The 15894-nt window shown below is 42.7% G+C and carries 12 protein-coding genes; 6 read left to right on the plus strand and 6 right to left on the minus strand.

Going from position 1 to position 15894, the window contains the following annotated elements; translation table 11 throughout:
- Positions 1 to 13: 13 nt before the first annotated feature.
- Complete coding sequence (locus tag B9A91_RS19795) at positions 14 to 3193, minus strand: SusC/RagA family TonB-linked outer membrane protein (RefSeq protein WP_084240746.1); 3180 nt, start codon at positions 3191 to 3193, stop codon at positions 14 to 16.
- A gap of 321 nt (positions 3194 to 3514) precedes the next feature.
- Here B9A91_RS19795 and B9A91_RS19800 point away from each other — a divergent pair, with 321 nt between their 5' ends.
- Positions 3515 to 4531 (plus strand): GntR family transcriptional regulator, encoded by a 1017-nt coding sequence (locus B9A91_RS19800; protein ID WP_200815699.1) that lies wholly within the window; start codon positions 3515 to 3517, stop codon positions 4529 to 4531.
- 204 nt (positions 4532 to 4735) lie between these two features.
- The gene (locus tag B9A91_RS19805; RefSeq protein ID WP_084240747.1) at positions 4736 to 5047 is read left to right on the plus strand and encodes a hypothetical protein; all 312 of its coding nucleotides are present in this window, start codon (positions 4736 to 4738) and stop codon (positions 5045 to 5047) included.
- Positions 5048 to 5387: 340 nt separating this feature from the next.
- Here the strand turns inward: B9A91_RS19805 and B9A91_RS19810 are convergent, their stop codons facing one another.
- Both B9A91_RS19810 and B9A91_RS19815 read right to left on the minus strand, forming a co-directional pair.
- Positions 5388 to 6011: a gluconate 2-dehydrogenase subunit 3 family protein gene (locus tag B9A91_RS19810; RefSeq protein WP_084240748.1), complete on the minus strand. Its 624-nt coding sequence runs from the start codon at positions 6009 to 6011 to the stop codon at positions 5388 to 5390.
- A 2-nt stretch (positions 6012 to 6013) separates the two neighbouring features.
- Positions 6014 to 7750 carry a GMC family oxidoreductase gene (locus B9A91_RS19815; RefSeq protein WP_084240749.1) on the minus strand — a complete coding sequence of 579 codons (1737 nt, stop codon included), beginning with the start codon at positions 7748 to 7750 and terminating at the stop codon, positions 6014 to 6016.
- A 101-nt stretch (positions 7751 to 7851) separates the two neighbouring features.
- Here B9A91_RS19815 and B9A91_RS19820 point away from each other — a divergent pair, with 101 nt between their 5' ends.
- Positions 7852 to 8472: a phosphatase PAP2-related protein gene (locus tag B9A91_RS19820; RefSeq protein ID WP_084240789.1), complete on the plus strand. Its 621-nt coding sequence runs from the start codon at positions 7852 to 7854 to the stop codon at positions 8470 to 8472.
- 55 nt (positions 8473 to 8527) lie between these two features.
- Here B9A91_RS19820 and B9A91_RS19825 read toward each other — a convergent pair whose 3' ends face one another.
- Positions 8528 to 9097, minus strand: coding sequence for a porin family protein (locus tag B9A91_RS19825; protein ID WP_159451746.1), 570 nt, complete (start codon positions 9095 to 9097; stop codon positions 8528 to 8530).
- Positions 9098 to 9234: 137 nt separating this feature from the next.
- Between B9A91_RS19825 and B9A91_RS19830 the strand changes: the two genes are divergently transcribed.
- The 3 genes from B9A91_RS19830 (at position 9235) to B9A91_RS19840 (ending at position 12196) form a co-directional block, all read left to right on the plus strand.
- A complete protein-coding gene (locus B9A91_RS19830) occupies positions 9235 to 9957 on the plus strand; it encodes a class I SAM-dependent methyltransferase (RefSeq protein WP_084240751.1) in 723 nt (240 codons plus the stop codon).
- A 322-nt stretch (positions 9958 to 10279) separates the two neighbouring features.
- Entirely contained in the window at positions 10280 to 11026 is a 747-nt protein-coding gene (locus tag B9A91_RS19835; RefSeq protein ID WP_084240752.1) for a LytR/AlgR family response regulator transcription factor, read from the plus strand.
- 87 nt (positions 11027 to 11113) lie between these two features.
- Positions 11114 to 12196, plus strand: a complete 1083-nt coding sequence (locus B9A91_RS19840) for a sensor histidine kinase (RefSeq protein WP_084240753.1) — start codon at positions 11114 to 11116, stop codon at positions 12194 to 12196.
- Positions 12197 to 12284: 88 nt separating this feature from the next.
- On the opposite strand, the gene B9A91_RS19845 is transcribed toward B9A91_RS19840, so the two are convergent.
- Positions 12285 to 14834, minus strand: a complete 2550-nt coding sequence (locus tag B9A91_RS19845) for a zinc-dependent metalloprotease (RefSeq protein WP_084240754.1) — start codon at positions 14832 to 14834, stop codon at positions 12285 to 12287.
- A gap of 92 nt (positions 14835 to 14926) precedes the next feature.
- The coding region (locus tag B9A91_RS19850; RefSeq protein ID WP_144009001.1) for a thioredoxin family protein at positions 14927 to 15894 on the minus strand (968 nt) is incomplete at its 5' end.

Here is a 15894-nt window from a genome sequence, read left to right on the forward strand (position 1 = left end):
AAAACATTTATCGTTAAAAAGTTAGGTTCATACCAAAGGTGATGGTGCGCGCCCTTGGATATGGGCTCCAGTCGAAACCAGGTGTAAGCGCAGAATGCCGTACCGAAACCTCCGGATCCAGCCCCGAATAATTCGTCCAGGTTGCCAGGTTTTGTGCCGAAACATGAATGCGGGCCGAGGTTATCTTCAGTCTCTTTATCAGTTCCGGAGCAATATTATAGCCGAGTGAAACTGTTTTCAAACGCAGAAAAGATCCATCTTCAATATTCCTGTCCGAGAAGACGTTGGGGCCATAACCACCAGCTACCGGTAAATCGGTATGCTGATTTTCCATGGACCATCTGTTCTCGTAGGTTTTAAACATATTCAGGCTTTGCCTGGCTTCTGCACCTTCAAACACAATGCGGTTCGCATTTAAGATCTCATTGCCATACGACCACTGTAAAAAAACATTGAGGTCGAACTGGCCGTACCTGATATTATTGCTGAAACCCCCAATGTGTTTTGGGTTAGGGTTACCAACTATGGTCTGGTCATTTGCATCTACCACCCCGTCGCCATTGATGTCTTTATATTTAATAAAGCCCGGTTTAATTAAAGAGCGTGCACTACCATTATTTGGAACATCAGCTTTCAGTTCATAGCTGCCATTAGCCAATACATTGAAATCACTTAAAGGATATACGCCGTCAAAAACATAGCCATAGAACAAGGCCACCTGGCGCCCCGGTAAGGCAATATAAGGTAAGGAGTTGTTAAAATTACCATTCCAGTTCGAAACACGCGTAATCAGGCTGGGCTGATCGCCATTCAATTCTTCGATTCTATTGTTATTAAACGCAATGTTAAAATTAGAGGTCCAGTTGAAGTTTTTGGTAGTCAGGTTGACGGTATTCAATGTCAACTCAAGCCCCTTGTTAACCACAACCCCTATATTTTTAAATGCAGTAAGATACCCGGTTGAAGTAGGTAATGAAGCGTTTAGCAATAAATCTGTGGTTCTTTTGTAATAATAATCGGTAGTTAAGCTGATGCGTTGATTAAAGAAACTCAGGTCTAGGCCAAGGTCAAGGTTTCCGGTCCGCTCCCATTTAAGGTTCTCATTTCCTACACCAACAGGCACAGTACCTTTAATGTATTGCCCGTTAAAATAATAACCGCTTTTGGTATTACCGGTATTGGCACCTACTTCCTGATCTAAAACACTCAGGTAGGCAAAATCATTTACACGGTTGTTCCCGGTAATGCCATAAGAAGTCCGCAGTTTAGCCGAAGAAATGGCTTTAATGGATTTCATAAATTTTTCTTCCCCGATATTCCAGGCAAAAGCACCAGAAGGGAAATAGCCTATCCGCTTGCCAGGGGCAAACTTTGAAGACCCATCGCTGCGAAAGGAAGCGGTAAACAGGTAGCGCGAATTAAATGTATAATTTACCCTGCCCAGCAACGATACCAGGGTAGCGTAAGAAGCCGAAGTTGTTTTGGAAAGGATAGTTCCCTGGTCGAGCCCTTTTACACCCAATACTTCATTTGGCAAAAGAATAGACACAAAACCATCCCCCTCCATGCTATTTCTCTGCATGGTAAAACCGCCCACCACGTCTAACCGGTGCTTTTTGTTAAATGTCCTGTTAAACGTAAGCAGGTTCTCGTTCAGTAAGCTGCGGATATTCTGATTTTCAAGAGAACCATTGAGCCCGTAGGTAGCCCCATAAACCGTCCGTGGATTCCCTGCCGCTGTATTGGAGTTGTTGAAACGCTCGAAAGTCAGACGGGTATCCGTCAGGCCGCCACTCATCCTGAATTTGAAATACTTCAGGAAAGCATACTCTACAAAGGCATTGGCAGTAAGCGACTTGTTAAACGCGTACATATACATGTTATTGGAGTTTACGATCGGGTTGATCCTTAAGTCAGTATTACCGGCCACGTCGTCGTCAAACGGCTGGTCAATGAAATCTTCATCATTTACATTGCCCGTTACCGGTCTGTATCCCCAGGTACTGTACAACAAATACGAGCTGGCATTTCCGGCCGAACTGCTGTTCAGATTATCGCTGGTTAAATTGGCGATCTGGCCTCTTTTAATACCATAGGTATAATTGGTATTCAGGCCTACCCTGAAATTTTTCCCCAAACGCTGATCTATCTGGAACCGCCCCTGGTACCTTTTGTATCCGCCATTGATTACAATTCCATTCTGATCTAAATAGGAGCTGCTTACCGAATACTTTGTGGCAGCGCTTCCTCCCCTCATTGAGAAATTGTGACTTTGCATAAATGCATTCTGCATTACGCGGTCCTGCCAGTTGATTCCCTGCTCATCGCGGTAGGCATCCAGAGTTTTGCCATCTTTAAGGTACAAAGCAGTAGCCGAATTTTTGTTCAGTTCCAGCTGGTACTTTACAAACTCATAAGGGCTCATTACCGCTATCTGTTTCACCGGGTACTGGTAACCCAGCCAGTTGTTATAGCTAACCACCGGCGGACCGGCCTTACCTTCCTTGGTTTTGATCATGATGACCCCATTGGCTCCTCTTGCGCCATAAATTGCGGTAGAGGAGGCGTCTTTCAGGATATCTATGGATTCGATGTCCTCCGGATTAATGGTGTTGTTATCTGGATTTTCTACAGGAAAGCCATCAATCACATACAGTGGCGAGTTGGATTGGGTAATTGAATTTCCGCCCCGGATGGTAATGTTGCTGATGCTACCCGGCTGCCCGTCTGCGGACCCCACCTGAACGCCCGCTACCCTTCCAGCTAAAGCATCTTCAAAGGAAACCACAGGAGCCTTTTCCATATCTTTAATACTAACCGAACCTACCGAACCGGTAAGATCCTTTCGCCTAACTTCACCATAGCCAATGATGACAACATCATTCAAGGTCTGGTTGCTTGCTTCCAGCTGTATTTTATATTGATTCTGACTGGTGATCACTACCGTCTTGCTGGTATAGCCGATCATAGCGCATATCAGCAGATCACTTTCCTTTGCATTGGAAAGGCTAAAACGTCCTTGTCCATCTGTTACTCCCGAGGCCGTTTTCCCCCGGATGCTCACGACTACACCTGGCAGCGGCTTCCCGTTTTCTTCTGTAACCGTTCCGGTAATGGTTTTTACCACCTGGGCCAGACTGGCCAGCGGGACAAGCAATACCAATAACATCGTTAAGTGTAAGTTTGGTTTCATATTTATTTATATTTGGTTGTATTGTTTCGAGTGTTATTCCCACTGCTCAAACCTTGTCCAGAATTTAACACATTCTTCCTGTAAACCGGAACTGGCGCATTAAACTACCTGCTTCTGTTCCTGCAAGAATTGAACGTTTTTGTTTTTAGTCTGGTCTGTACTGGTTTGCTTAGCAAATATAAAGCAATTTATTTCTATTAAAAAAATAAAAAATGATAAAAAGGCCATAATCATTAAAATAGGGGGATTAATCGAAAAATATTGGTAGGCTGGTTTGGTTTGTATGGTCTAATAATTACATTTGCTGAAACATTATAACTAATGAGCTCCGAAAATACACAGCAAAAAGGTATTCAGGGTAAGATGAAATACCAGCAGCTTGCCGATCACATCATGTCGCTGATTGAAATTGACCAGCTCCATATCGGAGACCAGCTGCCATCTTTAAAGCAATTGCAGCAACAGTTAAAAATGAGCAAGGAAACTTTGCTTAAAGGCTTGAATGAACTTGTAGAAAAAGGTATTGTCGAGTCAGTTTACAGGAAAGGCTATTATGTACGTAAAAAGGCCATACACCATTCTTTTCGTGTCTTCCTGCTGCTCGACAAAATGAACATTTTGCGTGAACAGTTCTACCGTACCCTTTTTAACCAACTCGAAAACCGGGCCGATATCGATATTTATTTCCATCACCATAACTACCAGGTATTCGAAAAGCTGATCAAAGAAAACCTGGGAGCATATACCCATTATGTTGTGGCAACTTTCTTAAAAGAAAATGTAGCACCCCTGCTGAACCTGATCCCTGATAAAAAAAGAATCATTATTGATTTAAACGAGCAGGGCCTTTCCGGTAATTACAGCAGCATTTATCAGGATTATGGGCACGATATATACCATAGTCTGCATAAGCTAAAAGACGAACTTAAAAAATATGACCGCCTTATATTGGTAGCGCATCCTGAAGCCGTACATGCCAGGCTGGTGATCGAAGGCTTCCTGCATTATTGTACCGAAATTGAACATCCTTACCTTATCCAGTCTGAAATTGATGAAAAAACCTTTCAGAAAGGCAATGCCTATGTAACCTTCAGCAGGTACGATACCGATGATGTGATGCTGATTAAGCTGGCCCGCAAAAAAAAGCTTAAGCTGGGGAAGGATGTAGGGCTCATTTCCTATAATGACACTTTGGTAAAAGAGGTGCTGGAAGATGGCATTACTGTGATTTCAACAGATTTTGAAGCCATGGGCAAAACAGTGGCCCAGGCCATTCTGGAAGAAAAGACCGTTACCAGAAGAAATCCTACAAAAGTGATCAAACGGCATTCGCTTTAATTCCTGCAAGCACCTTAAGCCTGTTTTTGTGCCGGCCACTAGGGCTGATTTGGGCATAATGTGGATTTTTTCTACACTTATGTATTTGTTTTTTATAATTAAAATGCTGATTTCTAGTTGTTAATGATTTTTCTTTTGTTTTGGCATTGTTATGAAACCTATACCAAACACAATTAACTAGAATTATCAATTGAAATTAAGATTATGAAGAAGATCATTTTATCAGCAGCCTTTTTAGCAGTAGCAGGATTAACCACATTAAAAGCAAGTGAAGTAAAACAGCCCGTTCAGATGGTGGCTTACCAGGACAGTACGACCAAAGCCCCGGTTGAATTGAAAGATCTTCCTGAGGCAGTGCAGAAAACATTACAATCTGATCCGGTAAAAGCGTGGACACCTACAGCAGCATTTCTGGTAACCAATGCCGACAAAACCTCGTATTACCTGATCAATGTTAAAAAAGAAGCGGAAACAGGTTCTATTAAAATAGATAAAGAAGGAAAGATAGTGCAATAAAATTTAAGATTTATTTGCACAATTCAAATTAATCTGTACATTTGTACTCGAGAGCGTTAATTTAACGGGGGTAAGCTTTAGGGCCTATCCCCGTTTCTTTTTTTAAGATCATTAATTATACCTTGTATAGGTCCGCGTTTTCTTCCTCTATTCTTTCTTTTAGGTTAAACCTGTGCTTTACCAGCGTTCGTACTGAGCCCACAGTGAACCCATAGTGAACCCACAGTGAGCCCACGTTTTTTCAGTAGAAACGTGGGCTCACTGTGGGTTAATTGTAAGTTAAAGGTAGGACTACCTGCCTCAAGGGTAAAACACAGTTTAATGACTTGCTGGTATTAGACTAAGCCTCCAGCTCCGACGCGTATTGTTTTAACACATCGGCAGGTACACCTGTCCATTTATTTGGTGTATTGCCTGCATAACCCAGGTCTTTTACCCCCATCTCACTGGTAAAGAAGCCTGAGGCAGTCAGACTGCGCATTAGCGTAAAGAAGGCTACCCCCTGCTCCATTCCCGGTTTTACTTTTTTAGGATACGCTATCTGCTCTACCATTTCTATCTGCTGCGCTGCGCTTGCATCTTTAAATGGTTTCTGAAAACGGTTCAGGCATTGCAGATCGAGCCATTTCAATCCACCCCGCATAGGCAGTTGGTGTTCCGGCATGTCCTTTACTATAAATTCTATAAATTCCGGGACTTTTGCTTCAGAAGCACTGCCCGATTTATCGTCTTTAGGAATAATGATATCTGCCAGTACGGTTATGGTAGCCATTTCATGTGCGCTGAAAAACTTTTCCGCTTTTAATTTTTTATCCCTGGAAATTTCAAATTCCTGCCGCCCTGGTTCTGCAGCTGTTTCTGTAGTTGCGCCCGGCTGACTGGTACCCGGCTTACAGGCATCCAGTAATACTGCTGTGCTTAAGGTGGTTAAGCCTAGTATTTTGAGTGATTCGCGTCTGTTCATCTTTAAATGTTTTGCTTTTTTTTCTGATCTAAAATATATTCGGCAGTCCGCATAGACAAAGCCAGGATTGTCCAGGTTGCATTTTTATCTCCCTGCTGCACAAAGGGAGCTGCATCGACCACAAATAGGTTTTTGCATTCATGTGCCTGGCACCATTTATTGAGGGCCGAAGTTTTAGGGTCGTCTCCCATCCTTACTGTGCCTACCTCGTGAATGATTTTACCCGGTGCTTCGAGCCCGTAATTGGTTTCGGGTCCCGGTATATCCGAGGTGATGATAGCGCCCATAGCATGCATCATTGACTGAAATGTTTCCTGCATATGTTTGGCCTGTTTAATTTCCTCGTTGGCCCATTTGTAATGAAATCTCAATACGGGAATACCATATTTATCTACCACTTTAGGGTCAATTTCGCAGTAGTTACTTGCTTTGGCAATCGCTGTTCCTCTTCCAGCCATGCCCACACCGGTTCCATAGAAACGACGGTAGTCATCCTTCAGACTGGTACCATATCCACCTGCTTCCTTCATCTTTCCATTTCTGTCGGGCACCATTCCGTTGAGTTTAGGGGCTCCGCCGCCAAAACCATAACTAGGCATGCCCATGCCGCCCCAGTATTCGATGTGGTAACCACGCGGGAAATCCAGTTTCTTATTGTCGAGCCACCATGGTGAATAAATGTGAACACTGCCCACACCATCTTCATTGTAGCGCTTACGGTCCATGAGCTGGGGCAGGAAGCCGCTCAGACTGGCCCCGGTGGAATCGTGAAGGTATTTTCCGATAACCCCGCTACTGTTGGCCAGGCCATTCGGATGGGCGGTAGATTTCGAGTTCAACAACAACCTGGCCGATTCGCAGGCGCTTGCACCCAGGATCACCACTTTGGCATTCACCTGGTATTCCTGCATATCAAGGGTATTGACGTAGGAAACCCCTGTTGCCAGTCCGTGCTGATCTGTTAGCACCTCTCTTACCATGGCATTGGTAATGACGGTTAAGTTTCCTGTTTTTACTGCCGGGATAACCAGACAGGAAGATGCAGAAAAATCGCCGTAAACTTTACAGCTCCTGCCGCACTGCCCGCAATAAAAGCAGGGTGCGCGGTCTTTATTGCCCGGCAAGGCCTCCGTTAAAACAGAACCCCTCCCAGGAATCACCTTAACCCCGGTTTTTCGGGCTGCCTTGGTAATGAACAATTCGTTAAGCCTTGGTTTAGGTGGCGGCAGGAATATCCCGTCTGGTTCGCTTTCAATCCCTTCTACAGTACCGTATACACCGATCAGCCGGTCAACTTTGTCGTAAAATGGCTTTACATCAGCATAAGTGATCGGCCAATCGTCTGTCAGACCGTCTTTACACTTAAAATCGTCGGGGCCCATGCGCAAGGAAATGCGCCCCCAGTGATTGGTGCGTCCGCCCAGCATTCTGGAGCGAAACCAGGCAAATTCAGTTTTATCTTTCTGTGTATAGGGTTCGCCATCCAATTCCCATCCTCCATAGGAGGCGTCAAAATCACCAAAAGGACGGGTTGTTCCTGCTCCTCTTCTCGGCGATTCCCAGGGCCATTTTAATTGCTGGGCATCAGTTCTGGGGTCAAAATAGGCACCCGCTTCAAGCATCAGTACTTTCTGGCCGGCATTGGCCAATACATATCCAGCCATTCCGCCCCCGGCACCTGAGCCTACAATAATGGCATCGTAGTTAACTGTTGATTTTTTGATTTGAAATTCGTTCATTTTTGTGCTTTGGTAATTGGTTGATGTAATTTATGGATTTTTTACAACAGTACATTTTATTTGTATATTTTTACACCCACACAAAACGACTAACCTATTTAATGCAGTTTAAACCATTTACCTGGCAGATAGCCTGGGACTACCTGACCTTCCGCATCAAATTCATTCTTGGAATGGTGCTGCTTATTGCCATTCTAATCTTTATCCCTCGTTTCTTTTTACATATTGAGGCGCGGGAAGGCAAAGTACTGAACGATTGGTTACTGGCTGTCATTCCTGCAATTGATGTTTCTACCTATATATTTATTGTCATTTATGCCATAGTTGGGCTGATGCTCTACAGAATGTCTAAAAACACCATGATGTGCCTTACCGCGTTGTGGGCCTTTATTTTTCTTTGCAGTGCCCGGATGATCAGCATAACCTTGGTTCCCCTTAATCCTCCTGAAGGCCTCATCAATCTGGCCGATCCTGTTCTATCTTTTTTTTACAGGTCTAACCTCATTACGAAAGACCTTTTCTTTTCCGGACACACGGCAACTGTTTTTCTAAGTGCACTTTGTCTGGAAGCAAAACGTGACAGGCAGATTGCTTTTATTGCTACCGGGATAATTGCTGTTTTGTTATTGATACAACATGTTCACTATACTGCAGATATCCTGGCTGCTCCTTTTTTTACCTGGTGTTGCTGGTATTTAGGGAAGTCGGTGGCCAGGCTTTAAATCAGGCACAAAAAAAGGAGACCATTTCTGATCTCCTTTTTTTGTGCAATGTATTTTAAAACACTTTAAATCCGACAGATAAATTGAATATCCCTGTTTTTTCGTTCAGGTCTTTATTGATTTTCGTTAAGCCCCGGCTGTATCGTGCATCGATGGTCAGGCTTCCTATATCCACTCCTGCATTGATCACCCCTCCTGCATTGAATTTTTTGTAGTCCAACCCGGTTGGCCCTTGTGCTTTGTTCAGCGTATAACTCAAATCCGGACCTGCCGAAATGCGTAAGTTAAGTGCTTCAGTATTGATCAGCTTATAACCCACCATGAGCGGAAGGTTTAGCTGATTGAATTTCGGCTTATAAGTATTTGAAGCATAATTATAAGCGCTTTTGAAGGTCACATAATTTAATTCAGGCTGAAAATATATTGTTTTACCTACCCTGGCAAAAGCACCCAGGTTATAACCTACTTTTCCTTTTTTATCTGTCACGTCTTTTAAGCTGGTGGGTAATGTGGCGTAGTTTAAGCCTGCTTTCAGCCCAAAGGTAAGACCGGTGTCCTGTGCCTTAACTGCGCCAGCCGTTATAACCATAACAGCAATCATAAAATAAAACCTTTTTGTTTTCATACTTTTTCTTTTTGAATAATTGATCATTTGTTTTTTGTGATTTGTTAGTGTGACAACCTGATTTGTTTTTACCCCTACGTGATGGAAAAAAATAATTGAAATAACTATTTTGGATTTCCTAAACAGAACAACAAACGATGAAAGTAAACTATGCTGGCAAGGCTAACAATGACGAGATCAGACAGCGGTTTGATCAGGATGTAGAACGGTTTTCAAATCTGGATACCGGGCAGCTCACCACACTCGATGCTGCTTTAACAATGGAACTGTGCACAGATGCTGCGCTATATGTAAATGCTGATGCCAAGGAATTGCTGGATATCGGTTGTGGTGCAGGGAATTATACCCTGAAGATGCTGAGCAAAATACCAGATCTGAACTGTACGCTTAACGATTTGAGTTTACCCATGCTGGAAAAGGCAAGGGAACGGGTGGCGCCTGAAACCAAAGGAACTGTTCATACCATACAGTTGGATATGCGCGAACTAACTTTACCTGATAACCATTATGACATTGTGCTGGCGGCCGCTACACTTCATCATTTGAGGGATGAAAAAGATTGGGAACAGGTATTTCAGAAAGTATATAACCTGTTGAAGCCAGGAGGCAGTTTCTGGATATCGGATCTGGTTAAACATGATGCCGCGCATCTGGATGAATTATTTCGTAAAAAATATGGGGATTATCTGGAAAATCTTGGCGGTGCAGCCTATAGGGACAAGGTATTTGATTATATTGATTATGAAGATACGCCGAGATCTGTTGATTTCCAGTTAAACCTCATGCGCAAAGTAGGTTTTCGTGAGTCGGAGGTATTACACAAAAACCTATGCTTTGCTGCATTTGGGGGGATAAAATGAGAGCCCAGATATCTTTTTTAGTAACTAAAGGGAGTTTTTACTCCCTTTAGTACTAAATATATACGAGAACGTATCAGCGTCTTGTTCAATTATTTTAAAAATCCTGACGCAATTTCTGCATCAGGAATTTTATGTTTTCATAGGGATTTTGATTAAAAGTAAAAAAGAATGGAATTACGTCCAATTATATTACGCCAACACGTGGTTTTCCGTGGTGAATGATACTAATAACGTGGTGAATGAAAATGAATGCCTGACGGTTAGGTTTATAAATTATGCTTTTACTTGTAATTCAACTAACTTTGTTATTAAGTGAAATTCTATGGAGAGCAAATTAAATTGCGTTATTATTGATGATGAGAAACATGCCGTTGACTTATTGGCCGACTACATCGATGCCATGCCCAGTTTGAATTTGGTTAAATACTTTACCGATCCGCTTAAGGCCTTGATGGATATCACCATTGAAGACAATATCGATATTCTTTTTATGGATGTAGATATGCCTGGAATGACGGGACTGGATTTATCGCTTGCCATCAGGTATAAAACAAAATACCTGGTTTTTACTACTGCACATTCCAGATATGCAATTGACGCCTTCGGTGTCCAGGCCAATGAATACCTGTTGAAACCCATTTCCATGCCTAAGTTTGCCCTGATGATCAATCGTCTGCTGAAATCAGAGCTCCAATTGAAAAAAGAAGATAAATCTGAGGATTTCTTCTTCATTAAAACCGATCAGATCCAGAAATACGTAAAAGTTAACTTTAAAGATCTGGTTGCCGTAGAGGGATTGAATAATTATGTTAAAATTCATACGGTAGCCGATATTTATGTGGTTTATTTAACGATGAAAGAATTGGAGCTAAAACTGGAAGGGAACAGTACTTTTATACGCGTGCAAAGATCATTTATCATTTCGACAGACCATATCAATAAAGTTGAAGGTGCCACAATTACGTTGAACCATAAATTGGAGGTGCCGCTTGGAACCACTTATAAAAAGCAGTTTTTCACTTTTATGGAGAAGAAAACACTGAGATCCACCAGAGGCGTTCCTGAGTGATTTCTTAATTTCATTTTTTTTACTGAAATTATTGCTGATTAAAGCGATATAGAAGGAATACATGCAGAGACGACTTTATAACATCAAATGAAAAACCAGGTAAAAGAATATATATCTTTTTTAAAGAACTATCGTATTCACTTTATTGCCTGGTTCTTTTTCATATTTTATGAGATTGTGATCAGTGGCTTCATTAGAGGCTCATTTGCCAGTTTTGGTAATTATGTTCTGTTTTATGTCCTGAACGTAGGCTTGTTCTATTTTCATGCCCATGTAATTATGCCGGCTTCGAGGCCCAATACCAAGCGTAGCTTATGGCTTCTTCCTATGCTGATTATTTTAGAGGTGGCATTTTACGTATCCCTTACCATTTTCCTTGCAGATTTTTTTCAGAATGGCGGCAGGGTTTCACTTGCAGCTTTTAATAACATAGCCATAGGAAATGGTGTTTGGAGAACAATTTATTTTATTCTTTTTTCTACTGGTTATTATTATCTGATGAACTACCTGAAAGAAAGAAAAATTGCCCAGGAATCTGAAAAGCAGCGCTTATTGGTAATTATCGAAAACTACAATGCAAAAGAAGAGCTCATAAAATCACAGCATGCACATTTAAAGGCGCAGATCAATCCTCATTTTCTGTTTAATACGTTGAGTTTTATTTATTCGCATGCCCGAAAAACTGCCCCAGAGGCGGCAGAAGCTATAATGACTTTATCTGAGATTATGCGCTATGCCATTCAGGCTGACGATGAAAGTAATTTTACCAGCATTATGCTTGAAATTGAGCAGGTAGAAAACCTCATTAAACTGCATCAGATCAAAGCTGAGCATAATTTCAATATCCTGTTCAAGTACAATCCTAAAGAACTCGCAGACATCCAGATCATACCGCTGGTACTGGTTACCCTGGTAGAAAATATGTTTAAGCATGGTGATCTTGTGCTTGAACACCTGCCTGCTATTATCAGTATTAATTTAACCCAGCAGGTGCTGATCATCGAAACCCAGAACCTGATCAATATGAATGCAACCCCTACCAGTCATCACATTGGCCTGGATAATATTAAAAAGCGATTGCAGATTGTATATGGTCAGAAAGCGTTTCTGAAAACCAGTAAGGGAAAAAATAATTATTTTAATGTAATGCTGAGTATCGACCTGAATTGAAGTAATGTTGGATTATCACAGTTTAAATAAAAAATGCCTTCTCCAATAAAAGAGAAGGCATTTTCTTTGTTTATAATGGTAGAAATCCTTAAGATTTTGGATTCAGTGCGGTATTAATGCGTACCAATAGATCCTGCAAATGGAATTTGCTCATACCGGTTGCTGCTGGTATTGCAGTGCGGATATCTTTCGCCAGAATGCTCAGGTGGGCGCGACTAACGCTTGAAACATCAGAACTGGTTGGATCTGTAACCCTCATGCCAGGGAAAGAGGAACCACCAGCAGCCTGAGCCGGAGCAGAAATCAGTTTGATCATGTTATCTATATAGGCTTTCTGAAGGTTTCTTCTGTAAACATCTATGTTTTTATGTGAACTCAACTCTGACCAGATGCCAGATTTAAGGTCGCTGAACAGGTTAAAGGCTGTGTAGGCTTTGTTGCCGTTTAGCGCTTCGTCATTGATCAGCTTGCCAATTGTATTCGCATTCTGCAATCTTGCTAAAGTACTTTTTTGTGTACCCTGGAAGACATCAACCGGATTGATGCCAGTACGCTCGATTAATTCTTTGTTGATTAACCATGTTGGGGTAGCAAATAACTGTGTATTGAGGAAGGTCATTGCTTCTTTTTGTATAGCAAAAGGAACAGGCTGGAACATACCCCCTTTTTCTTCAACTGTTTTAGGACTGGCATAGATACCACCTACATTTTTCGCCACATGCCCCATATAACGGCCATATTGGCCTACCACTTCACCATACAGGGTTTTTGCATTCTGATAGCTTTCGTTGGGTTCTTTGCTCCAGGTAAGAATGTTTGGTAATATCCTTTTCAGGTTTTTGATGCCGTAGGACGAGGCAAGCATGGCATTGTCACCCAGGTCTTCATTCTGGTTGCGCGGATCATTAGGATCACTTTCTGTACCAAAAGTGAGGCGTTTATTTGCACTGATCCTTTTGATAATGGTCTGGTTTGAATAGGCAGCTTCCTCTTCAGGAGTATTGAATTCAGGCAGCCATTTGTAGCCCCATTCAATTGCCCACAGATCGTAATCACCTATTCTAGGGAATATACCTTTGGCGCTGATGTTATCTTCCGGCTGTGCCACATAGTTAAAACGGGCATAATCCATAATGGATGGGGTATGACCATTTTTTTCTACCCATTGTTTGTCTCTTAGCTTTTCTACCGGAACGGTTGCTGATGATCCAAAGTTATGACGCAAGCCTAAAGTATGTCCTATTTCGTGTGAAGAAACAAAGCGGATCAGCTGCCCCATTAGCTCATCATCAAATTTCATTTTTCGGGCCTTAGGATCGATGGCAGCGGCCTGGATAAAGTACCAGTTCCTCAACAACTGCATTACGTTATGGTACCAGTTGACATGTGTTTCCAGAATCTCGCCGGTGCGTGGGTCGTGTACATGCGGCCCGCTTGCATTAGGAATATCAGATGGCTTGTAAACAATGGCATTGTGCCTTGCATCGTCGATGCTCCAGTTTGGATCTTTTGGTGCCTCTTTGGCAACAATTGCATTTTTAAATCCTGCTTTTTCAAAGGCAGCCTGCCAGTCGTTCACGCCTTGCATCAGGTAAGGCACCCATTTTTTCGGTGTAGCCGGATCAATGTAATAAACAATCTGTTTCTTAGGCTCAACCAGTTCGCCTCTTTTGTATTTTTCTACATCTTCTGGTTTAGGTTCCAGGCGCCAGCGGGTAATCAGCGACTGATTTTTTACGCCTTGCGGATTGGCATCGAAATCAACGTACCCCGTTGCAAAATAACCAACACGGGCATCAAAGAATCTAGGTTTCATTGGTTTTGCCGGAAGCAATACCATAGAACTGTTCAGCTCATAAGTTGCTGGTGTGGATGTTCCACCACCGCCACCCATCATTCCAGGTGCCTGTGGAGGGGTTTTCATATAGGTTTTCAGCGTCCTGACCTCAATGTTCAAAGGATAGGCTTTGATCTCTTTGATGTAACTGCGATCGGCCATTTGTCCACCTAATGACAGTCCTTTTTTTGTACCTGAGTCAAAAAAGAAAATGTCGTTATCGCTGTTTATGTAATCGGTTACATCGATTACTGTTCCTTTAACCCCTGAAATAGAATCTTTGGCAAATGCTTTGACATCAAATGATGCGACCAATGGCTGAATGTTAGAGCTCATAACCGATTTGTACATTCCCTGATCGGTGGTATCTTTAGCGCGCTCGCTATAAGAAATACTTTTTAAGAAGACTTTGTTGTTCGGCCCTTTTTCGAAGCTGATTACATTATCGCCGATGTGATCACCTCCATAGCCCATCATTTGAGCGCGGTTTCCTGCAGCAGCTTTACTGATCCGGTTTACAGTCAGGATCTCCCGTCCGAGTAAGGAGTCCGGAATTTCAAAGAAATAACGGTCTTCTACAAAATGGACTTTAAATAGCCCTTTGTCTGTTTTTGCTTTTGCAGTGATGACCTGATTGTAAGGTTTTGGTCCGGTTGAAGGGCCTCCCGGGCGGTTCATCGCATTTGGATTGGCCGGCGGAGGTGTAGCAACCGGAGTTGGTGTTTTAGGGTTTCTTTTTTGAGCAAAGCCCTGATAGCCGGCACAAAACAGTACCAGTGCAATCAAACTTAATTTCTTCATTTAGATTATTGATTTAAAAAGATAGTTTGGTGTGTATGTTGTCATTCAATCTATTAAGAAAGAACAATGTTCTTTCTTAATAGATATTTGTATTATTTTTTTCTTTTATAGGCATCTATTCCACTTTGCAGGTAAGCAGCATATTCTTTGGCATCGAATATGGCGCCCTGTGGTTTTACCAGGGGAACCAGGTCATGTCCGGCCAGCACATATAAAGGCTGGGCATTTGACCCGTATTTTGTAGCCTGAAAATCAAGGTTCCAGTAACCCAGATCGTCAGTCTTGCGTTTCAGTATTTCAGAATAGTGGATCTTGTCCTGCTCCATTTTGATGTTGCGGTCGTCTGCATATAACTGGATCAGCACATATTCTTCCTTGATCAGCCGGCCTACCTCTTTGTCTATCCAGACCAGGTCTTCCATTCTACGGCAGTTCACACAGGTATGGCCTGTAAAATCAAGCAACACAGGCTTGCCTACCTCTTTAGCATAGGCCAAACCTTCCTCCAGTTCAAAGAAAGCACGGAAACCCACAGGTGCCTTTAAAGATTCACTGTATTTCACTTTGGCAGGAAAACCTGTGGGACCGGAACCTGAAGAACCACCACCCCCTGCTGTCAGGATAAAATCCTGGGTATTCATTGGCGGTGCCAGTCCGCTCAGCACACTTACCGGTGCACCCCATAAGCCCGGTACCATGTACACCGCAAAGGAGAAAGATAAAATGGCAAAGAACAAACGTGGTACCGATACATAAGGCAGATCACTGTCGTGCGAGAACTTGATCTTGCCCAGCAGGTATACGCCCATCAGCACAAAGATCACAATCCACAATACCAGGAAGATCTCCCGGTCAAACCACTCCCAATGCCAGGCCAGATCGGCAGAGGAAAGGAATTTTAAGGCCAAAGCCAGTTCCAGGAAACCCAGACATACCTTTACACTGTTTAACCAGCCCCCAGATTTTGGCATGCTGCTCAAAAAGCCGGGGAAGATGGCCGATAAGGTGAATGGAAGCGCCAGGGCCAGTGAGAAACCAAACATCCCAATGGCCGGGCCCA

Source organism: Pedobacter africanus (assembly GCF_900176535.1).
GTDB classification, from domain to species: domain Bacteria; phylum Bacteroidota; class Bacteroidia; order Sphingobacteriales; family Sphingobacteriaceae; genus Pedobacter; species Pedobacter africanus.